This window comes from Burkholderia sp. NRF60-BP8, from assembly GCF_001522585.2.
In the GTDB taxonomy this organism is placed as follows: Bacteria; Pseudomonadota; Gammaproteobacteria; order Burkholderiales; family Burkholderiaceae; genus Burkholderia.
The window spans coordinates 2,099,289-2,119,184 of the sequence record NZ_CP013373.1 but is presented as its reverse complement, the minus strand read 5'-3'; the positions used below and the strand labels follow the sequence as shown (position 1 = coordinate 2,119,184).

General features: G+C 67.5%; 19 protein-coding genes. 9 read left to right on the top strand and 10 right to left on the bottom strand.

What is annotated here, in order from left to right:
- Position 1: 1 nt before the first annotated feature.
- The 6 genes from WS54_RS23235 (at position 2) to WS54_RS23210 (ending at position 5,588) form a co-directional block, all read left to right on the top strand.
- Positions 2–793, top strand: coding sequence for an aspartate/glutamate racemase family protein (locus tag WS54_RS23235; RefSeq protein WP_059780898.1), 792 nt, complete (start codon positions 2–4; stop codon positions 791–793).
- 161 nt (positions 794–954) lie between these two features.
- Positions 955–1,908: an allantoinase PuuE gene (puuE, locus tag WS54_RS23230; RefSeq protein ID WP_034207577.1), complete on the top strand. Its 954-nt coding sequence runs from the start codon at positions 955–957 to the stop codon at positions 1,906–1,908.
- Complete coding sequence (uraD, locus tag WS54_RS23225) at positions 1,905–2,426, top strand: 2-oxo-4-hydroxy-4-carboxy-5-ureidoimidazoline decarboxylase (protein ID WP_059780900.1); 522 nt, start codon at positions 1,905–1,907, stop codon at positions 2,424–2,426. The genes puuE and uraD overlap by 4 nt, the downstream gene beginning before the upstream one ends.
- A 73-nt stretch (positions 2,427–2,499) precedes the next feature.
- Entirely contained in the window at positions 2,500–3,513 is a 1,014-nt protein-coding gene (alc, locus tag WS54_RS23220) for an allantoicase (protein WP_034207575.1), read from the top strand.
- Positions 3,510–4,022 (top strand): ureidoglycolate lyase, encoded by a 513-nt coding sequence (locus WS54_RS23215; protein ID WP_059505958.1) that lies wholly within the window; start codon positions 3,510–3,512, stop codon positions 4,020–4,022. The genes alc and WS54_RS23215 overlap by 4 nt, the downstream gene beginning before the upstream one ends.
- A 201-nt stretch (positions 4,023–4,223) precedes the next feature.
- Entirely contained in the window at positions 4,224–5,588 is a 1,365-nt protein-coding gene (locus WS54_RS23210) for a hypothetical protein (RefSeq protein WP_059780902.1), read from the top strand.
- Between the two features lie 99 nt (positions 5,589–5,687).
- On the opposite strand, the gene WS54_RS23205 is transcribed toward WS54_RS23210, so the two are convergent.
- Both WS54_RS23205 and uraH read right to left on the bottom strand, forming a co-directional pair.
- Positions 5,688–6,881 carry a urate hydroxylase PuuD gene (locus WS54_RS23205; protein ID WP_059780904.1) on the bottom strand — a complete coding sequence of 398 codons (1,194 nt, stop codon included), beginning with the start codon at positions 6,879–6,881 and terminating at the stop codon, positions 5,688–5,690.
- A gap of 53 nt (positions 6,882–6,934) precedes the next feature.
- Positions 6,935–7,288, bottom strand: a complete 354-nt coding sequence (uraH, locus tag WS54_RS23200; protein WP_027784716.1) for a hydroxyisourate hydrolase — start codon at positions 7,286–7,288, stop codon at positions 6,935–6,937.
- A gap of 529 nt (positions 7,289–7,817) precedes the next feature.
- Between uraH and WS54_RS23190 the strand changes: the two genes are divergently transcribed.
- A complete protein-coding gene (locus tag WS54_RS23190) occupies positions 7,818–9,230 on the top strand; it encodes an 8-oxoguanine deaminase (RefSeq protein WP_059780906.1) in 1,413 nt (470 codons plus the stop codon).
- 138 nt (positions 9,231–9,368) lie between these two features.
- On the opposite strand, the gene WS54_RS23185 is transcribed toward WS54_RS23190, so the two are convergent.
- Entirely contained in the window at positions 9,369–10,298 is a 930-nt protein-coding gene (locus WS54_RS23185; RefSeq protein WP_006762467.1) for a LysR substrate-binding domain-containing protein, read from the bottom strand.
- Positions 10,299–10,514: 216 nt separating this feature from the next.
- A complete protein-coding gene (locus tag WS54_RS23180) occupies positions 10,515–10,724 on the bottom strand; it encodes a dodecin (RefSeq protein ID WP_006493215.1) in 210 nt (69 codons plus the stop codon).
- A gap of 147 nt (positions 10,725–10,871) precedes the next feature.
- Here WS54_RS23180 and WS54_RS23175 point away from each other — a divergent pair, with 147 nt between their 5' ends.
- Positions 10,872–11,765, top strand: coding sequence for an NAD(P)-dependent oxidoreductase (locus WS54_RS23175; protein ID WP_059780908.1), 894 nt, complete (start codon positions 10,872–10,874; stop codon positions 11,763–11,765).
- 66 nt (positions 11,766–11,831) lie between these two features.
- Here the strand turns inward: WS54_RS23175 and WS54_RS23170 are convergent, their stop codons facing one another.
- The 4 genes from WS54_RS23170 to WS54_RS23155 form a co-directional block, all read right to left on the bottom strand.
- Positions 11,832–12,278, bottom strand: coding sequence for a hypothetical protein (locus WS54_RS23170; RefSeq protein WP_179949053.1), 447 nt, complete (start codon positions 12,276–12,278; stop codon positions 11,832–11,834).
- Positions 12,279–12,611: 333 nt separating this feature from the next.
- Positions 12,612–13,043, bottom strand: a complete 432-nt coding sequence (gene mscL, locus WS54_RS23165) for a large conductance mechanosensitive channel protein MscL (protein ID WP_034207569.1) — start codon at positions 13,041–13,043, stop codon at positions 12,612–12,614.
- 236 nt (positions 13,044–13,279) lie between these two features.
- Entirely contained in the window at positions 13,280–14,458 is a 1,179-nt protein-coding gene (locus WS54_RS23160; RefSeq protein ID WP_059780910.1) for a tetratricopeptide repeat protein, read from the bottom strand.
- A gap of 89 nt (positions 14,459–14,547) precedes the next feature.
- The gene (locus tag WS54_RS23155; protein ID WP_059780912.1) at positions 14,548–15,228 is read right to left on the bottom strand and encodes a PspA/IM30 family protein; all 681 of its coding nucleotides are present in this window, start codon (positions 15,226–15,228) and stop codon (positions 14,548–14,550) included.
- Between the two features lie 443 nt (positions 15,229–15,671).
- Between WS54_RS23155 and WS54_RS23150 the strand changes: the two genes are divergently transcribed.
- The gene (locus WS54_RS23150; RefSeq protein WP_059781093.1) at positions 15,672–18,191 is read left to right on the top strand and encodes a penicillin-binding protein 1A; all 2,520 of its coding nucleotides are present in this window, start codon (positions 15,672–15,674) and stop codon (positions 18,189–18,191) included.
- Between the two features lie 82 nt (positions 18,192–18,273).
- On the opposite strand, the gene WS54_RS23145 is transcribed toward WS54_RS23150, so the two are convergent.
- The gene (locus WS54_RS23145) at positions 18,274–18,708 is read right to left on the bottom strand and encodes a DUF3574 domain-containing protein (RefSeq protein ID WP_034207566.1); all 435 of its coding nucleotides are present in this window, start codon (positions 18,706–18,708) and stop codon (positions 18,274–18,276) included.
- Between the two features lie 145 nt (positions 18,709–18,853).
- On the bottom strand, positions 18,854–19,873 hold the full coding sequence (locus WS54_RS23140; RefSeq protein ID WP_034207565.1) for a threonine/serine dehydratase: 1,020 nt from the start codon (positions 19,871–19,873) through the stop codon (positions 18,854–18,856).
- Positions 19,874–19,896: the final 23 nt, after the last annotated feature.

The window sequence follows — 19,896 nt, the reverse complement described above, 5'->3', positions numbered from 1 at the left end:
GATGAAGATCCGACTGATCAATCCGAATACGACGCAGCGGATGACCGACGCGATGGGCCGCTGCGCACGCGAGGTCGCGGCCGCCGGCACGGAGATCGTGGCCGTGAGTCCGCCGATGGGGCCGCCGTCGATCGAAGGGTATTACGACGAGGCGCTCGCGACGCCGGGGCTGCTCGCCGAGATCGCGCAGGGCGAGCGCGACGGCTGCGACGCATATGTGATCGCGTGTTTCGGCGATCCGGGCCTGTATGCGGCGCGCGAGCTCGCGCGCGGGCCGGTGATCGGCATCGCCGAGGCCGCGATGCATGCGGCGAGCGTGCTTGCGCCGGGCTTCTCGGTCGTCACGACGCTCGCGCGCACCTGCGGGATGGCGTGGCACCTCGCGGAGCGCTACGGGATGAAGCGGTTCTGCCGCAACGTGCGCGCGACCGACGTCGCGGTGCTCGAACTCGACCGGCCCGGCTCGGCCGCGCGCCGGATCATCGTCGACGAATGCCGGCGCGCGCTCGACGAGGACGGCGCCGACGCGATCGTGCTCGGCTGCGCGGGGATGGCCGAATTCGCGCACGAGATCGAGCAGCAGATCGGTGCGCCGGTGGTCGAGGGCGTCACGGCGGCCGTCAAGTGGGCCGAGGCGCTCGTCGCGTTGCGCCTCGCGACCGCGAAGCGCGGCGACTACGCGCGGCCGCTGCCGAAGCGCTACGACGGTGCGTTCGCCCGCTTCAGCCCGCCGGACGGGGAGGCGGCGGAACCGGTCGCGGATTTGCCGCACCCGCACATACACACCGTCTGACATGCACTATCTGCGCCGCTGTATGGGCGCGTATGAACGTTTTCGCTACACTGGGCCGTCGTCGCATCGGCTGGTGCGGTCCGCCTCCGGGCGCCGCGCAGTCGATGCGAACCCTATATTTCAGCCTGCTCACTCGGCCCGCTTTCGTTGCCTTTCGAACCATGTCACTCGATCCCAACTATCCTCGCGACCTGATCGGCTACGGCCGCCATCCCGTTCAGGCGAACTGGCCGGGGCGCGCCCGCGTCGCCGTGCAATTCGTGCTGAATTACGAGGAGGGCGGCGAGAACTGCGTGCTGCACGGCGATCCGGGCTCCGAGCAGTTCCTGTCCGAAATCGTCGGCGCGGCCGCGTATCCGGACCGCCACATGAGCATGGAGTCGATCTACGAATACGGGTCGCGGGCCGGCGTGTGGCGCATCCTGCGCGAATTCGAGAAGCGCGGGCTGCCGCTGACGGTATTCGGCGTCGGCATGGCGATCGAGCGTCATCCGGAGCTCGCGCGCGCATTCGTCGAGCTCGGCCATGAAATCGCGTGCCACGGCTGGCGCTGGATTCACTACCAGAGCATGACGCCGGAACTCGAAGCCGAACACATGCGCCTCGGGATGGAAGCGATCGAGCGCGTGACGGGCGAGCGCCCGCTCGGCTGGTATACCGGCCGCGACAGCCCGAACACGCACCGCCTGGTCGCCGAATACGGCGGCTTCCTGTACGACTCCGACAACTACGGCGACGACCTGCCGTTCTGGATGGACGTCGAGGTGTCGGGCGGGCGCACGTCGCCGCAACTGATCGTGCCGTACACGCTCGACACGAACGACATGCGTTTCGCGACGCCGCAGGGCTTCAACACCGGCGATCACTTCTTCCACTACCTGCGCGACGCATTCGACGTGCTGTACGCGGAGGGCGACGAGGCGCCGAAGATGCTGTCGATCGGCATGCACTGCCGACTGCTCGGCCGGCCGGGCCGGTTCCGCGGGCTGCAGCGTTTCCTCGATCACATCGAGAAGCACGATCGCGTATGGGTGACGCGCCGTGTCGATATCGCGCGTCACTGGCGTGAACATCATCCGTATCAGCCCAATCATCGAAACGAAGGGAAAGCATGAAGGCGATGCGCTACACGTTGGAACAACTGAACACGATGGCGCCGAGCGCATTCGTCGCGGCGTTGTCGGGGATTTTCGAACATTCGCCGTGGGTGGCCGAGGTCGCCGCGGGCGAGCGGCCGTTCGCGAGCATCGACGCGCTGCACAAGACGATGTCGGATGCGGTGGAAACGAGCAGCGAAGCGCGCCAGCTCGCGCTGATCAACGCCCACCCGGAGCTGGCCGGCAAGGCCGCCGTGCGCGGCGAACTGACGGCCGAGTCGACCCGCGAGCAAAGCGGCGCGGGCCTCGACCAGTGCACGCAGGAAGAATTCGACAAGCTGCTGACGCTGAACCGCACGTATCGCGAGAAGTTCGGCTTCCCGTTCATCCTCGCGGTGCGCGGCTACGACCGCCACGGCATCATCGCGAACTTCGAGTCGCGCGTGAATCATTCGCGCGCCGAGGAGCTGCGCGCGAGCCTCGACCAGATCTACCGGATCGCGCGCTTTCGCCTCGACGACCTGATCGACGCCTGACACCGCCGCCCGACACCGCAACGGCCTGCTGCGTCGCAGCGGCCCGATCGCCTCACTGAAACAAGGAAACATCATGGCTGTTCCGCTTCTCGATCCGAACGCACCCGATTTCACGCGGCGCTACGTGAATCTTGCCGACCCGCGTCTCGGTGCGCAGGCGCTCGAGGCCAGCGACGATTTCTTCGCGCCGAAGGACCGGATGCTGAACCCCGAGCCGGCCGTCTTCATCCCCGGCAAGTACGACGACCACGGCAAATGGATGGACGGCTGGGAGACGCGCCGCAAGCGCACGACCGGCTACGACTGGTGCATCGTCAAGCTCGCGCGCCCCGGCGTGATCAAGGGCTTCGACATCGACACGAGCCACTTCACCGGCAACTTCCCGCCGGCTGCGTCGATCGAGGCCGCGTTCGTGGCCGACGGCGCGCCGACGCAGGCGACCGAGTGGGTCGAGATCGTCGCGTCGACCACGCTGCAAGGCAACAGCCATCACTACGTCGAAGCGAGCGACGCGCGCGCGTTCACGCACCTGCGCGTGAACATCTACCCGGACGGCGGCATCGCGCGCCTGCGCGTGTACGGCCAGCCGCAGCTCGACTGGGCCGGCGCGAGCGCGACCGAGCAGTTCGACCTCGCGGCGATGGAAAACGGCGGTTACGTGGTGGCGGCGAACAACCAGCACTTCGGCGTCGCGTCGAATCTGCTGCTGCCGGGCCGCGGCGTGAACATGGGCGACGGCTGGGAAACCCGCCGCCGCCGCGAACCGGGCAACGACTGGGCGATCATCGCGCTCGCGCACCCGGGCGTGATCCGCAAGATCGAAGTCGATACCGCGTTCTTCAAGGGCAACTACCCGGATCGCTGCTCGATCCAGGCCGCCTACGTGTCGGGCGGCACGGACAGCTCGTTGATCACGCAATCGATGTTCTGGCCGGTGCTGCTCGGCGAACAGAAGCTGCAGATGGACAAGCAGCACTACTTCGAACACGACGTCGCGTCGCTCGGCCCCGTCACGCACGTGCGGCTGAACATCATTCCGGACGGCGGCGTGTCGCGCCTGCGACTGTGGGGGACGCTCGACAAATGAAGACGCTTGCCATCGAACCGCTGACCAAGGAAGCATTCGCGCCGTTCGGCGACGTGATCGAAACGGAAGGGGCCAAGCAGATCCCGATCAACCTCGGCACGACGATCCGCTTTCACGATCTCGCGAAAGTCGACGTGACCGATGAAGGTGGTCGCACGCTCGTCAACCTGTTCCGCGGCCAGCCGCGCACGCTGCCGTTCGAGGTGAAGATGCTCGAGCGCCATCCGCTCGGCAGCCAGGCGTTCGTGCCGCTGAACGACCAGCCGTATCTCGTCGTCGTCGCGCCCGCGGGCGAACTCGATCCGGCGAAGATCCGCGCATTCGTGACGAGCGGCTGGCAGGGCGTCAACTACGCGAAGGGCGTATGGCATCACCCGCTGATCGCGTTGGGCGGCGTGAGCGATTTCATCGTCGTCGATCGCGGCGGCGACGGGCTGAACCTGAACGAGCAGGATCTGCAGGAGTCGCTGTGGCTCACCGAGGATGCACTGGATGCGGTGACGGCCTGAACCGACGGCGGCGTTACTCGGGAAGCCCGCGCACGATGCGCGGGCTTTTTTCATTTCGCTGCACGGTTGTCGCGCGAGGACTTTGCATATTCCATATCGTTGGTTCGTCGCGGCACGGGAGCCCGGTATCTTGACCGCTTTGTCGGCCCGGCGGGCCGATGCGTTCCGAATCCTCGAACCTCCTCCCACGAACATCCCGATATGAACGGAAGACTCCCGATCGCCGCGGCAGTGGCGGCGGCCGTGCTGGCGCTCGCCGCATGCGGCGGTAGCGACGGCGGCATCGTCGCCAGTACCGGCACGAGCGCGGCCCGTAGCGCGAACCCGCTTGCCACGCCCGATCAGATCGCGGCGGAGAAACTCGCGCTCGAACTGGTGGCCGCGCCCGCGGTCGTGCAGGCGAAGGCTGCGCTGAAGGCGCAATGGCTGGCCGCGGCCCAGGCGGTGGGCGGCGTGCCGGACGAGTCGCTCGCCTATCTGCAGACGGCCGTCGACGAATCGGCGATGTCGAGCGCGCTCGCGATCACGAACCGTGATCCGAACGCGCCGAAAGTGATCTCCGGACTCGCCGCGCCGCATACGTGGTTCGGCATCGACGTGCCGGGCTCGCGCACGACGTTCGACAATCCGGACACGATTTATCGCAGCTTTCCGGTCGACCCGACGGCGCGTTACGTGATTCGCGGTAGCGTGCATCGCGACGGCCCGGTCGACAGCAACGTCAGCTTGTGGGACAGCCGTCACGCGACGCTGTCGAATCTGACCGGCGATCAGCTGCGGGTCGGTGCGGACGGCAGCTTCACGATTACTGCGGATTCCGGCGCGGGAGACGGTACCGGCAATCACGTCGTGTTGCCGGCAGTCGCCGCATCGTTCTTCATTCGCGATACCGTCGCCGAATGGGGCGTGCAGCAATTCGACGATCTGTCGGTCGAGCGCGTGTCCGGCGCTTCGTCGGTGGCGGTGCCGACCAAGGCCGAGATGATCGCCGCGCTGGCCGCGCAGGTCGGCAACGGCGGCAGCACGTTCGCCAGCTACAACGCGCTCGCGAACGCGCAGCCGGTCAATACGATTCCGGCCGTATCGCTGGGCGGCTCGGCCGGGCGGCTGTCGACGCAGGCGGCCACCTACAGCGCGTTCCGGATCGCCGACGACGAAGCGTTGGTGGTGACGGTCAGCCTTGGCGGCGCGAAATACTTCATCGCGCCCGCCTATGGCCGCTGGCTGATCACGACCGACTACGTGAATCACACGCAGTCGCTGAACAACAACCAGGCGGTCGCGAATCCGGACGGTACGCTCACGTTCGTCGTATCGCCGAGCGATCCGGGCGTCTACAACTGGGTGGATACGGTGGGCATCCACGAAGGCTTTCTGAATCTGCGCTGGCAAGGGTTACCCGCGACGTCGGCCGGCGCGGCGCCTGCCGCGCATGCGACGCTCGTGAAGCTGGCCGACCTGCGCTCGGTGCTGCCGGCGACGACGCGCTACGTCACGCCGGCGGAGCGGGCGACACAGCTTGCCGCGCGCAAGGCGAGCTACGCGCCGCGCTATTCGGCCGGCTGACCGGTGCGGCTCGACGTCGCCGTCGAGCCGCATCGCGGTATACAAAAAAACAGGCCCGCCGAAGCGGGCCCGTCGTTCAGGCGCGGTCGAACCGGGCGCTTACTTCGCGGCGCCGCCCTCGAACCAGGCGGCGAGCTTCGTCCGCTCGTCGTCGGTCATGTGCGTGACGTTGCCGATCGGCATCGCCTTCAGGCGCACGGCTTGTTCGTAGATACGCTGCGCGTTCTTCGACACTTCGTCCGGCGTGTCGAACATCACGCCCGCGGGCGCGCTGCCCATCAGCGTCGGCTTCGACGAGTGGCACTCGACGCAGCGCTGCTGCAGGATCGGCATGATGTCGTTGATCACGATCTTCGGTGCGTTGGCCGCTTGCGCTTCCGGGGCGACCGGCTTCGGCATCGTCCACACCAGCGCGCCCGACAGCAGCGCGACGCCGCCGATCGGCAGGTACCACAGCTGCTTGCCGCGGTGGCGCATCACGAAGAACTGGCGAATCAGCGCGCCGGCCAGCATGATCAGCACGAGCACGACCCAGTTGAACTTGTTCGTGTACGTCATCGCATAGTGATTCGACAGCATCGCGAACACGACCGGCAGCGTGAAGTACGTGTTGTGCACCGAACGCTGCTTGCCGCGCTTGCCGTAGATCGGGTTCGGTTCCTCGCCCTTGAGCATCTTGTCGACCATCTTGCGCTGGCCCGGGATGATCACGAAGAACACGTTCGCCGACATGATCGTCGCGAGCATCGCGCCGACGATCAGGTAGGCGGCCCGGCCCGAGAAGATGTGGCACGCGAGGTACGCGGCGATCACGACGTACAGGCCGACGCAGATGCCGAGCACGCGATCGTTGGTGCCGAGGATGCGGCACAGCGAGTCGTAGACGATCCAGCCCGCGGCGAGGAAGCCGAGGGCTGAGGCCACGGCGACCACCGGGCCCATGTCGAGCACGTTCTTGTCGATCAGATACGTGTTCGGTGCGAGCAGGTACAGCACGAAGAACAGCGTGAAGCCCGACAGCCACGTCGTGTACGACGGCCACTTCGACCAGTGCAGGTCGTCGGGCATTTCCGGCGGGGCGACCGTGTACTTCTGCATGTTGTAGAAACCGCCGCCGTGGACGTGCCACAGCTCGCCGAACACGCCGCGCTTGCGCTGGTTCGCGTCGGTCGGCGGTTTCAGGCTGTTGTCGAGCGCGACGAAATAGAACGACTCGCCGATCCACGCGATGGCGACGATGACGTGCAGCCATCGCAGCGCGAGGTTCAGCCAGTCGGTGATGAAGCCTTCCATGAAACTCCTCCAGACTCAGATCGTTTGTCTTGATGCAGGCGCCGATTCGTCTGTCAGCTGCCGCGATAGGTGCTGTACGACCACGGCGACACGAGCAGCGGCACGTGGTAGTGCGAGCCGGTGTCGGCGATGCCGAAGCGCAGGACGACGCGGTCGACGAAGCGGGGTTCGGGCACCTTCACGCCGAGCGCCGCGAAGTAGTCGCCGGCATGGAACACGAGTTCGTATTCGCCGGCGGCGAGCGCGGCGCCTTCGAGCAGCGGTTCGTCGCAGCGGCCGTCGCTATTGGTCAGCACGGTCTTGATCGCGCGGCGCGAATCGCCGTCCAGCGCGTAGAGGTCCACCTTGATGGCGGCGCCGGGGCGACCGTGCGCCGTATCGAGTACGTGGGTAGTGAGCTTTCCCATTCGTTGTTCCTTGTGTGAATGCGAGGTTCGGCGGCGACTCGATCCATTGACCGTGCGGCGGATCGAGGCTCCACGTCACGTGGCTACATACCCGTCGGCGAGATTGAAGCGAGCGCCGTGCAGGCATTGTAAAAAGGTTCCCCGCGCAAATACGGGCGCGATATCGAAGATAATGCGCCGCGCATGAGCGGCTGTCGACTGCACGCCGGAACGGCTTCGAGCGCGGATTTCGGGCACCCGTCGGGGCACCCTCGGGGCGCCCGGCGGGGCGTCGGGCGGCGTACCATACCGAATCCCTGAGGGGCGGTATTCCGGATCGCGTATTGTGCGCGGCGCGCGCCTGGGCGATCCTCCCGTCGTGCGCGTCGGCCCGTGGCCGGCGCGTACCCCGAAGACGGCGAGCACGCCGGGTAACCGGGCCAGGGCGTTCGAACGGACGCAGGCACCGGGGCGTGCCGCGATTCAGCGTTCGAACGGCTGTGTGACCGCCTCCAGGACAGCCCTGGAGGCAGACCGACGCGGAGAACGCATGAATCTCGAGCAGCACGCCGGCGCACGCGCGCCGAACTCCTCTTCATCCCGCCCGACGACCCTGCTGGTCAAGCACGCTGACGTGCTCGTGACCATGGACGACACGCGCCGCGAGTTGCGCGACGCGGGGCTCTACATCGAAGACAACCGGATCGTCGCGGTCGGCCCGACCGCCGAGCTGCCCGACACCGCCGACGAAGTGCTCGACCTGCGCGGCCACCTCGTGATCCCGGGGCTCGTGAATACGCACCACCACATGTACCAGAGCCTCACGCGTGCGGTGCCGGCCGCGCAGAACGCCGAACTGTTCGGCTGGCTCACGAACCTGTACCGGATCTGGGCGCATCTGACGCCCGAGATGATCGAGGTGTCGACGCTCACCGCGATGGCCGAGCTGCTGCAGTCGGGCTGCACGACGTCGAGCGACCATCTGTACATCTACCCGAACGGCAGCCGGCTCGACGACAGCATCGGCGCCGCGCAGCGGATCGGCATGCGTTTTCACGCGAGCCGCGGCGCGATGAGCGTCGGCCAGCGCGACGGCGGACTGCCGCCCGATTCGGTCGTCGAGCGCGAACCCGACATCCTGCGCGACGCGCAGCGCCTGATCGAGACCTATCACGACGAAGGCCGCTACGCGATGCTGCGCGTGGTGGTCGCGCCGTGCTCGCCGTTCTCGGTGAGCCGCGAGCTGATGCGCGACGCGGCCGTGCTCGCGCGCGAGTACGGCGTGTCGCTCCACACGCACCTCGCGGAGAACGTCAACGATATCGCGTACAGCCGCGAGAAGTTCGGGATGACGCCCGCCGAATATGCGGAAGATCTCGGCTGGGTCGGCCACGACGTGTGGCATGCGCACTGCGTGCAGCTCGACGAGGCGGGCATCGGCCTGTTCGCGCGTACCGGCACGGGCGTCGCGCACTGCCCATGTTCGAACATGCGGCTCGCGTCCGGCATCGCGCCGGTGAAGAAGATGCGGCTCGCGGGCGTGCCGGTCGGCCTCGGCGTCGACGGTTCCGCGTCGAACGACGGCGCGCAGATGGTGGCGGAAGTGCGCCAGGCGCTGCTGCTGCAGCGGGTCGGCTTCGGGCCCGATGCGATGACCGCGCGCGAAGCGCTCGAGATCGCGACGCTCGGCGGCGCGAAGGTGTTGAACCGCGACGACATCGGCGCGCTGAAACCCGGCATGGCCGCGGACTTCGCCGCGTTCGACCTGCGTCAGCCGCTGTTCGCGGGCGCGCTGCACGATCCGGTCGCGGCGCTCGTGTTCTGTGCGCCGTCGCAGACGGCGTATACGGTGGTGAACGGCAAGGTGGTGGTGCGGGAAGGGCGGCTCGCGACGCTCGATCTGCCGCCCGTGATCGAGCGTCACAACGCGCTTGCGCAGGCGCTGGTGGAAGCGTCGCGCTGACGCGCCGGCGGGGCGGTGGCGCCGCACGCGACGCGGCGGCCGCACGGCCGTTGCGGCCGTGACCCGCCGCGCCGCGCACCGGCCCGCCGCGTAACGGTGCGACCGGCGCGACCGGCGCGCACCGCGCGCCGTATGCGATTACGCCTCGATCAGCGTGCGGGTGGCTTCGGCGACGAGGCTGCGCAGCCAGCGCACTTCGTCGGAGTAATGGCAGCGCTCGTGCCACAGCTGGTAGTACTGCATCGGCGGGAAGTCGAGCGGTGCGGGCACGACCGACAGCGGCAGGAACTTCGCGTAGTGATCGGCGAACAGCCGCGTGGTCGTGAAGATCAGGTCCGACTTCACGAGCACGTAAGGCGCGAGGTTGAAGTACGGCAGCGTGACGACCACATGACGCTTGAGCCGCTCGCGCGCGAGATGCACGTCGATCGCGCCGCGCTGGCCGACCGAATACGGCGTCGGCGCGAGATGCGGTGCGTTCAGGTACTGGTCGAGCGTGAGCCCGCCGCGCTTGGCGAACGGGTGCGTGTTGCTCATCAGGCAGACGATTTCGTCGACGAACAGGTTCGACAGGTGCAGCTGCTCGGGCGGCTCGGGCCAGTTGCCGACGACGATGTCGAGCTTGCCGTCCTCCAGCGCGAGCTCGTAGTCGAACGCGGGGCCGAGCGAGTGGAACTCGAGCGTCGCGTTCGGCGCGGCCTGACGGAAGCGTTCGACGACCGTCGGCACGAACAGCACGTTCAGGTAGTCGGGGCAGCCGATCCGGTAGCAGCGGATCGACGTGGCCGGGTCGAAATTGTGCTGCTGGAACTTGATGCGCTCGATTTCACGCAGTGCGTTCTGCACGGGCTCGAGCAGGCGCAGCCCGTATTCGGTCGGCACCATGCCGGATTTGCCGCGCACCAGCAGCGGATCGCCGGTGATGTCGCGCAGGCGCCGCAGCGCGGCGCTGATCGCCGGTTGCGACTGGTTCAGTTTGACGGCCGCGCGCGTGACGCTGCGCTCCATCAACAAGGTGTGCAAGACGCGCAAGAGGTACGTGTCGATCGCCTCGCGTTGCTGACTCATGTTATCTCCGGTTTATATGGCTGGGCTGATCGAGGGGGTGGTCGGGTATATCGTTTTTAATATGAACGAAAATCAGCGTCAAGAGATGGATACCCGCGGATGCCCGCCGGCCAGGCCGCGACGAGGGACCTGAACGGGGGAGGCGGGGCGCGCGGCGCCGCGCGGATCCGAACTGTGCGGATCCGGCGCGTGGCGCGAGGGGAGGCGGCGGGTGCGTCAGTCGTCGATGCGCATGCCGACCTTCAGCGTGACCTGCCAGTGCACGACCTGGTCGCCTTCGATGTGGCCGCGCGTTTCGGTCACCTGGAACCAGTGCAGGTTGTGCAACGTCTTGCCGGCTTTCGAGATCGCGTTGCGGATCGCGTCGTCGCTCGATTGCCGCGACGAACCGGTCAGCTCGATCATCTTGTACACGTGGTCGCTCATGATGCGCTCCCTGGGACGTTCGTATGGTGGGCCGGTGCAACGCGCGGTCCCGCTACGGTCCCGCTACGGTCCCGTGCGTGCCCGGCTTCTTTGAGTGATAGGTATGATGGGCGGCAAGTGCAACCCATATCGGAGACGAGGAACATCGTGGAAGTCGGATTTTGCGGACCGGGATTGATGGGCGCGCCGATGATTCGGCATCTGCTGGCGGCCGGGCATCGCGTCCGCGTGTGGAATCGCTCGCGCGACAAGGCCGACGCGCTGGTGAAGGACGGTGCGCAGGTGGTCGGCACGCCGCGCGAGCTGGCCGAGCGCGTCGAGACGGTATTCGTGTGCGTGCTCGACGGCCGGGCGGTCGGCGACGTCGTGTTCGGCGAGCACGGGCTGCTGTCCGGCGACGCGAGCGCGCGCCGTGTGCGGCGCATCGTCGATCATTCGAGCATTCCGCCGGCCGCCACGCGCGACTACGCGGCGCGCGCGGCCGCACTCGGGGTCGGCTGGGTCGATGCGCCGGTGTCCGGCGGCGTGCCGGGCGCGCAGGCCGGCACGCTCGCGGTGATGGCCGGCGGCCGCGCGGCCGATCTCGACGCGGTGCGCCCGCTGATCGATACGTATGCGTCGCGCATCACGCACATGGGCGACGCCGGCGCCGGCCAGACGGCGAAGCTGTGCAACCAGGCGATCGTCACCGCGACGGTCACCGCGATCGCCGAGGCGGTCGGCCTGGCGCAGGCGAGCGGCATCGACGCCGCGCGTCTGGCCGAGGCGCTGGCCGGCGGCTGGGCCGATTCGGTGCTGCTGCAGACGTTCGTGCCGCGCATGACGTCGGGCGGCCATCCGCCGATCGGCGCGCTGAGTACGTTTCAGAAGGATGTCGATGCCATCGCGGACGCCGCTCGCGACACGGGCGCGGTGATGCCCGTGTCGGCCACCGTGCAGCAGGTGCTGAGGCTCGGCGCCGCGCAGGGGCTTGCCGGCGCCGATTTCGCCGCGTTCATCGACATCGTGCGACCGAACCCCGGCCGTCGGCAGGCGTCGTGAGCGGCAAGCGGGGCGCGTGAATGGCAGATGGGCCGCCCGGAGGCGGCCCATCGAATGACCGGCGGATCAGCCGAGCGAGCGGGGTGTCGTGTCGCCCGCGTTCTGGCGGCCGAGGCCGCCGCGCAGGCTGGCTTTCGTGCCTGCACCAAACTCGGGCAGGATGCGAGCACGCGCGCGGCTCGCGAAGACGAGGAAGCCGAAGCCGTTCGCTTCGTACCAGTATCCGCCGTTCTCGAGGCCGTCGAGGGGCTGCTCGAGCGCGTTGGCGATCGATTCGATGCAGCGCTTGCGCAGCTCGGCGATGGCCGGATAGGGCGGCTGCGCGCCGCGTACGCTGCACAGGAGCACGTCGAGGCCGGGCAGCACGTGCGCATAGAGGACGGGTTCGTCCTGCGCGCGGGCGCGAGCAATCTTGGTGTCGAGCTGGGCAAACGGTTTCGAGTGGCGCAAGACCGCGAGGAATGACTCCTGGCCATCCTGTTGCACACGCCGACGTTTTTTCGGGAAGGACATAAACACTCGCCTCAAAAACAATTGCAAGAAATGCGGCACTTTCATGCGACCCACTCCCGGCTATGTACGCCGCATGTCGATCCTTTATAGCACACGAAAATGCTGCATTCGTGCAGTACGACGATCAATGTCTCCCGTCGACCTGCTCGCCATGATCGACACAGCCAGCGTCTTGGCGCCCGTACTGTCGTTTAGTCTCCATCATAGACCTGCTTTTCCCGCGCGTGCATTCGCGCGTCACAAAAAAATGAGATAGGCCGCATGCGGCGGTGCATCGTGCGCGCAATAAAAAGGCCCGCACGAGGCGGGCCTGGCGGGCGGAGCGCGTGGCGATCAGCGCTGCTTGAGCGAATCGCGGATCTCGCGCAGCAGCACGGTGTCTTCCGGCGTCGCGGCCGGCGCGGCTTCTTCCGGCTTGCGCAGCTTGTTGATGAATTTCACCATCAGGAAAATGATGAACGCAAGGATCACGAAATTGATCGCGACGGTAATGAACGAGCCGTAGCCGAACGCGGCGACGCCCGCGGCCTGCAGGTCCTTGAACGAATCGGGATTACCCTTGAACGACGGCGGGATGGTGCCGAGCAGAACGAACTTGTTCGAGAAATCCAGGCCGCCGGTCAGCACGCCGATGACCGGCATGATGAGGTCCTTCACGACCGAGTCGACGATCTTCGAGAACGCGCCGCCGATGATCACGCCGACGGCGAGATCCATCACGTTGCCCTTGACGGCGAACTCCTTGAATTCCTTGATGATGCTCATGAGCGGCTTTCTCCTGGTTGGGGGCGAGGGAGGCGTGCCGCGACGCGCTGGATTGCTTTGCGTCGAATGAGGGTCGGTGGCACGCCGATGGCCGCATGATAGCGAACGTGCCCCATTGCCGGTAGTCCATCTTGAAATGATTGACAAATCCGCGCGTCGGCGCGGCCGGTCATACAGCGGGGCCCGGCGTGCGTGCCGGGTGTCGACACGCACGTCGACGCCCGGTGCGCGCGTGCTCAGGTGTTGTCGTCGGTCCAGCCGTCGTCGTTGCTGCCGAGGTCCATCCCGCCGCCGCCGCTGCCGTCGCTCCAGTTCGAATCGTCGCCGCGGCCGAGATCGAAGCCCGGATCGGCTTCGTGCCGGCGATGCTCGCCGTCGACGATCACGTCGCGCTCGACCACGCGATCGCGGCCGCCGGACATCGCTTCGCCGAGCAGCACGCCGGTCAGCAGCCCGCCCATTCCGCCGCCGAACCCGCCGCCTTGCTGGATCACGACGGGCGGCTGCTGTTGCGGATACGGTTGCTGCGGCGGGTAGGGCTGTTGCTGATACGGCTGGCCCTGCGCGCCCGTCATGCGGTCGGCTTCCTGCGCGTACACGGAGCCGCTGCCGTTCGCCGGGGCCGCGGGCTGCGCGGCCGGGTCGGGGCGGCCTTCGACGCGCGCCTTCACGCTGGCGTGACGCTGTTCGAGTTCGTCGACGCGATACGGCGGCACCGGATTCTTGCCGTTCGACAGCGTCTCGACGAGCGTGCGCGCGTCGTTCTCGATCGCTTCGAGTTCGCCGGTCAGCGCCGCGGCGCCGGGTGCCGTCGACAGTTTCGCATCGAGCTTCAGCGGCCGGATGTCGTTCAGCACGTCGGTCGCGCGCTTGAGCTGCGTGCGGCGTTCGTCGTCGGCGCGGCCGTTGTCGGCCGTGCGTGCGCGCCGCAGCGTCCAGCGCAGCACCAGCGCGATCACGGCGACGATCAGCCCGAGGCCGATCCACATGCCGGTCGACGGGCCGTGCTTGTCGGCCGGTGCGACGGCGGGAGCGAGCCCCGGCTGCAGCGTGCCGGCTTGCGTGGCCGACGGCGTGTTGCCGCTCACGCGCGCGGCGTCGGCGCGAATGCGCGACTCCGTCTGCGCGAAACGCGACGCGTCGGTGAAGCGCAGTTGCGGATCGAGCGATTTCGCGCGTTGCAGTTGCGCGAGCGCGTCGGACGCGCGACCTTCGCGGTCCAGCACCTGCGCATACAGGTAGCGCGCGTGCGCGTTGTTCGGATGGGCGTCGATGACTTGCGACAGCTGCGTGTCGGCGCGTTGCCAGTCGCGCTGCGCGATCGATTGCTCGACCTGCTGCAACGACGGGACCGCAAACGCGGCGGACGACAGCAACATCAGCGAGAGGCCGAGGGCGGCGAGGGATTTCTTCATGGTCGAACCGGGCGCAGGCGCCCGTCTCCTGACGATCGGTGCGCGCCGCGCACCCGGGCCGGGGCGCGGCGCGGTTGCCCGCGCGGCGGTTACTGCGCGGGCGTATCGAGCTGCTTCTTCAGCGCGGCGAGGCGATCCTCGACCGACGGGCCCTTGTTCAACGCGGCGAGCTTGTCGTCGAGCGCCTTGCCGCTCGACGTGTCGGCCGAATTCAGGCGCGCGTCCGAGCGTGCGTTCTGCAGCGCGACCTTGTCCTCGAGCTTCTGGAAGTCCTCGGACAGGTTCTTGCCGCCGATGCCGCCCAGCGCGCTGGCGGCCACGTCCTTCGCCTGCGCGATTTCCTGCTTGGCCTGCAGGATGTTCGAGCGCGCATTCAGGTCGTTGCGGCGCTGACGCATGTCGGCGATCTGCCCCTTCAGCTTCTCGACCGACGGCTCGAGCGTCGTCAGCTCGGCCGCGAGCGCATCGCGCTCGGCTTCCGCGTTCGCCTGCGCGGCGAGCGCCTCGCGGGCGAGCGCTTCGTCGCCGCCCTGCAGCGCGCGCTTCGCGCCGTCCTCGTATTTCCTCACCTTGTCGTCGGCCGCATCGCGCTTGCTGCGCTGGGTCGCGACCTGTGCCTCGATCTCGATCAGCGAATTCTCGGCACGGCCGATGCTGTCGTCGAGCTCCCGCACGATCTGCCGTGCGTCGCGCGACGGATCCTGTACCGAATCGGCCGCGTCGTTCAGCAGGCCTTTGATCGTGCGCGAAATAGAGTCGAAAAGCGACATGAAATCCTCCGTGGTTGAAAGGCGCCGCGTGACCGCGGCAGTGCCCGCCGCGAGCCGGTTTCGGCCCGCGTGAGCCGGCGGATATTACACCACCGGTTCACTTAAATACGGCTTAAACGCGCGAGTTCAAGCGGCTCGCGCATCAGGATGCCAAACCTTTCGCAACTGAAAGAAAATCGCCCGCGCGTGCCGTATCGCGTGTCCATCATAGGCCGAGGATGCCGACAATACGTTCCGGAAATCACGGCATTGCGGGAATTTTTACAAAAAATCGCGAAGGCCTCCGGTCGATTTCATTAAAATGCGCTGTCACGTCGCGGGAACGGATCGCCGCGCGGCGGGGTCTGTCGACGTGACAGCCGCATCTCGATGCACCCACTCCGATTCATCCGCTTGCATTTCCGCATGCGTCCGAGGGCGCGATGTACGCCCGCCATTCCGACATGCCAATTATCAAACGACCGCCTTCTTCTTCCGACAGGAACGAACCCCACTACACGCTGCGCCGTTCGCCGTCCGGAGCCTATTACCCCGACGACGACCGCGACGACGGCCGCCGTGCGCAGCCGCGCAGCGGAGGTGACGGAGGGCGCCGCCGCACGTTCGGCTCGCGCGTCGCGCTGTGGTTCGTCGGCCTGTTCGCGACACTGGCGGTCGTCGGCGCGCTGATCGTCGGCTACGCGCTGGTCGTGATGGCGCCGCAACTGCCGTCGCTCGATGCGCTGACCAACTACCAGCCGAAGGTGCCGCTGCGCGTGTTCACCGCCGATCATGTGCTGATCGGCGAGTTCGGCGAGGAGCGCCGCAGCCTCGTGCGCTTCCAGGACATACCCGACGTGATGAAGAAGGCCGTGCTCGCGATCGAGGACTACCGCTTCTACGAGCACGGCGGCGTCGACTTCCTCGGCATCCTGCGCGCGGGCGTCGCCGACCTGATGCACGGCGGCGCGCGCCAGGGCGCGAGCACGATCACGATGCAGGTCGCGCGCAACTTCTTCCTGTCGAGCGAGAAGACCTACACGCGCAAGATCTACGAGATGCTGCTCGCGTACAAGATCGAGAAGGCCCTGACGAAGGACCAGATTCTCGAGCTGTACATGAACCAGATCTATCTCGGCCAGCGTTCGTACGGCTTCGCGGCCGCGGCGCGCGTGTATTTCGGCAAGGACCTGAAGGACATCACGCTCGCGGAAGCGGCGATGCTCGCGGGGCTGCCGAAGGCGCCGTCCGCGTACAACCCGGTCGTCAATCCGAAGCGCGCGAAGGTGCGTCAGGAATACATCCTGAAGCGCATGCTCGACATCGGCTACATCACGCAACCGCAGTACGACGAAGCGATCAAGGAAGAGATCCACGTGCGCACGCCGGGCAACCAGTACGCGGTGCACGGCGAGTACGTCGCCGAGATGGTGCGGCAGATGATGTACGAGCAATACAAGGACGAAACCTACACGCGCGGGCTGACCGTCACGACGACGATCAACTCGGCCGACCAGGAAGCCGCGTATCAGGCGGTGCGTCGCGGCATTCTCGACTACGAGCGCCGTCACGGCTATCGCGGCCCGGAAGCGTCGATCAACCTGCCGCCGGCCGGCGACGAGCGCGACGAGGCGATCGACGACGCGCTCGCCGATCACCCGGACAACGGCGACCTGCAGTCGGCGGTCGTGCTGTCCGCCTCGCCGAACGCGGTCGAGGTGCAGTTCGTCGGCGGGGCGACCACGACGATCGGCCCGGCCGGGCTGCGCTTCGTATCGGCCGCGCTCGGGCCTCGCGCGAACAACACGCTGCGCATCAAGCCGGGCTCGGTCGTGCGCGTGCTGAAGGACGGCAAGACGGGCTGGCAGGTCGTGCAGTTGCCGCAGGTCGAAGGTGCGCTCGTCGCGATCGCGCCGCAGGACGGCGCGATCCGCTCGCTCGTCGGCGGCTTCGACTTCAACAAGAGCAAGTTCAACCACGTGACGCAGGCATGGCGGCAGCCGGGCTCGTCGTTCAAGCCGTTCATCTATTCGGCGTCGCTCGACAAGGGGCTCGGGCCGGCGACGATGATCAACGACGCGCCGCTGTACTTCCCGCCGAGCGTGCCGGGCGGCACCGCATGGGAGCCGAAGGACGACGACCAGCCCGACGGCCCGATGACGATGCGCACCGGCCTGCAGCGTTCGAAGAACCTGGTATCGATCCGGATTCTCGCGTCGATCGGCACGCAGTATGCGCAGCAGTACGTGACGCAGCGCTTCGGCTTCGATCCGGCGAAGACGCCGCCTTACCTGCCGATGGCGCTCGGCGCGGGCCTCGTGACGCCGCTGCAGCTCGCGACCGGCTACGCGGTGTTCGCGAACGGCGGTTACAAGGTCGATCCGTACCTGATCGCCGAAGTCGACGACGCGCGCGGCCAGCCGTTGCAGAAGTCGCAGCCGGTGGTCGCGGGCGGCACGGCGCCGCGCACGATCGAAGGCCGCAACGCGTACGTGATGAACAGCCTGCTGCATTCGGTCGCGACGGCCGGCACGGGCGCGGGCACCAACGCGCTGGGCCGCAACGACCTGCAGGGCAAGACGGGTACCACGAACGACGCGAAGGACGGCTGGTTCGCCGGCTATCAGCAGTCGCTCGTCGCGGTCGCGTGGATGGGCTTCGACCAGCCGAAGAGCCTCGGTAGCCGCGAATTCGGCGCGCAGCTCGCGTTGCCGATCTGGGTGAACTACATGCGCACCGCGCTGAACGGCGTGCCCGAGCAGCAGATGCCGATGCCGGACGGCCTGACCACGATCGACGGCGAGCTGTACTACGCCGATCGCACGCCGGGTAACGGCTTCGTCGCGAACGTCGACATCAACCCGGCCGAGAACGCGATCAGCGCGAACGACGCACTCGGCTCGGCCGGCGCGGCCGGGCTGGCGCCGCCGCCCGTCACGCCGCAGGAGAAACAGCAGATCATGGACATGTTCGAGAACAAGTGAGCGGTACGTTGTTCTTCACCCATGCGACGGGCGCCTTCGGGCGCCCGGTTTTTTTACGCGGCCGGCGGCGGAAGACGGTGCATCAGAACGACGCGCAGGCCGGCACGACGGTCATGCCGACCGATTGCTGGTGAAATCGCCGGGCGTACGCTTGCCGGATCGCGGCGAGCCGCGTGCGCGTGTCCGGCGTATCGTCGGCGATGATACGGATGACGAAGCTGTCTTCGTGCGTGACCCCGCCGGTCGCGCGATCGCGCCATTGGCCGTGCGTGTCCCAGTAGGTGAGACCGTCGGGGAAGCGCGGCGTGACCGTGTCGGCGAGGAACGCCGCGCGTTCGGCATCGGTGACGGGGCCGCGCCCCGCGATGTCGCGCCCGAACAGCAGATCGGCCTGCAGCATGCGGCTTTCGCCCGGTGGCGTGCAGGACGCGGGTGGTGCGCTGGAGGTGAACGAGGGCGGCGCCGCGCAACCGGCGAGCAGTGCGAGTGCCGCCGCGCATGCGGCCAGCCGCCGCATCTGCCCATTTCGTGACGATCGACCTTCGCGCGCGCAAAACGCTGCACGCTCAACCACTTGCGTGTGTGTCCGGCGGGTTATCAACAGGGCTGTCAACATAATCTGGGGATAACCCTCGGTTGGCCTGCGCAGGCGCGCGGCGCGATCAGTGCTGCAGTTGCGCGTGCGCGAGATGCATGCCGAGCGTGGCGGGGTCGGTATTCGTGCCCGACAGCAGCACGCCGACGCGCTTGCCCTGCAGCGTTTCGCGCAGCGGGCCGAGCAGCGCGGCGAGGGCGGCCGCGCAGGCCGGCTCGACCGACAGTTTCAGGTGCGAGAACAGGAACAGCATCGCGGCGCGCAGCGCGTCGTCGGATACGGTGACGATCCGCTCGAGGTGGCGCCGGCACAACTGGTAGCTGTATTCCTCGGTATGCGGCGCCATCAGCGAATCGGCAATCGTCTGCATCGCGCTCATCTTGATCGTGTGATTGGCCGCGAAGCTGCGGCTCATCGCGTCGGCGCCTTCCGGCTCGACGCCGTACACGCGCACGCGCGGATTCGCGAGTCGCAGCGCGGTCGCCATGCCGGCCGCGAGGCCGCCGCCGCCGATCGGCACGATCACCGCGTCGAGGTCCGGCGTCTGCGTCGCCCATTCGTAGCCGAGCGTCGCGGTGCCGAGGATCGTGTGATAGCCGTTGAACGGATGAATGAAGAAGCGGCCTTCCTCGGCCTCGATGCGCCGCACGAGATCGAACGCCTGCGACGCGCTGCCCGTCAGCACGACTTCCGCGCGGTACTGCTTGCATTGCGCGATGCGCGTCGGGCTCGCGGTATGGAACATCACGACCTTCGCGCTGCTGCCGAGCCGCATCGCCGCATACGCGACGGCCGCCGCATGATTGCCGGCCGACACGCAGGTGACGCCGGCGTTCTTGCGGCCTTCGTCGAGCGCGAGCAGGTGCGTGAACGCGCCGCGCGCCTTGAAGCTGCCGCTCGCCTGCAGCAGCTCGAACTTGAAGTTGACGTGCGTGCCTTCGAGGGACGGCAGGTCGGCGCGCTCGAACACGGGCGTGCGCGCGACCCACGGCGACAACGCGAAATGCTGCGCGGCGATTTCGTCGAGCGTCGGAATCGGCTCGCCGTCGATCGTCGTATGGGCGGTGCCTTGCTGTTCAGTCGACATGACGTGGCGGGGGGCGGAGTGGA

What these genes read in the sequence shown, in the direction of transcription:
- WS54_RS23235 (WP_059780898.1), top strand. Translation starts at nt 2, where the DNA reads ATGAAGATCCGACTGATCAATCCGAATACGACGCAGCGGATGACCGAC.
- puuE (WP_034207577.1), top strand. Translation starts at nt 955, where the DNA reads ATGTCACTCGATCCCAACTATCCTCGCGACCTGATCGGCTACGGCCGC.
- uraD (WP_059780900.1), top strand. Translation starts at nt 1,905, where the DNA reads ATGAAGGCGATGCGCTACACGTTGGAACAACTGAACACGATGGCGCCG.
- alc (WP_034207575.1), top strand. Translation starts at nt 2,500, where the DNA reads ATGGCTGTTCCGCTTCTCGATCCGAACGCACCCGATTTCACGCGGCGC.
- WS54_RS23215 (WP_059505958.1), top strand. Translation starts at nt 3,510, where the DNA reads ATGAAGACGCTTGCCATCGAACCGCTGACCAAGGAAGCATTCGCGCCG.
- WS54_RS23210 (WP_059780902.1), top strand. Translation starts at nt 4,224, where the DNA reads ATGAACGGAAGACTCCCGATCGCCGCGGCAGTGGCGGCGGCCGTGCTG.
- WS54_RS23205 (WP_059780904.1), bottom strand. Translation starts at nt 6,881, where the DNA reads ATGGAAGGCTTCATCACCGACTGGCTGAACCTCGCGCTGCGATGGCTG.
- uraH (WP_027784716.1), bottom strand. Translation starts at nt 7,288, where the DNA reads ATGGGAAAGCTCACTACCCACGTACTCGATACGGCGCACGGTCGCCCC.
- WS54_RS23190 (WP_059780906.1), top strand. Translation starts at nt 7,818, where the DNA reads ATGAATCTCGAGCAGCACGCCGGCGCACGCGCGCCGAACTCCTCTTCA.
- WS54_RS23185 (WP_006762467.1), bottom strand. Translation starts at nt 10,298, where the DNA reads ATGAGTCAGCAACGCGAGGCGATCGACACGTACCTCTTGCGCGTCTTG.
- WS54_RS23180 (WP_006493215.1), bottom strand. Translation starts at nt 10,724, where the DNA reads ATGAGCGACCACGTGTACAAGATGATCGAGCTGACCGGTTCGTCGCGG.
- WS54_RS23170 (WP_179949053.1), bottom strand. Translation starts at nt 12,278, where the DNA reads ATGTCCTTCCCGAAAAAACGTCGGCGTGTGCAACAGGATGGCCAGGAG.
- mscL (WP_034207569.1), bottom strand. Translation starts at nt 13,043, where the DNA reads ATGAGCATCATCAAGGAATTCAAGGAGTTCGCCGTCAAGGGCAACGTG.
- WS54_RS23160 (WP_059780910.1), bottom strand. Translation starts at nt 14,458, where the DNA reads ATGAAGAAATCCCTCGCCGCCCTCGGCCTCTCGCTGATGTTGCTGTCG.
- WS54_RS23155 (WP_059780912.1), bottom strand. Translation starts at nt 15,228, where the DNA reads ATGTCGCTTTTCGACTCTATTTCGCGCACGATCAAAGGCCTGCTGAAC.
- WS54_RS23150 (WP_059781093.1), top strand. Translation starts at nt 15,672, where the DNA reads ATGCCAATTATCAAACGACCGCCTTCTTCTTCCGACAGGAACGAACCC.
- WS54_RS23145 (WP_034207566.1), bottom strand. Translation starts at nt 18,708, where the DNA reads ATGCGGCGGCTGGCCGCATGCGCGGCGGCACTCGCACTGCTCGCCGGT.
- WS54_RS23140 (WP_034207565.1), bottom strand. Translation starts at nt 19,873, where the DNA reads ATGTCGACTGAACAGCAAGGCACCGCCCATACGACGATCGACGGCGAG.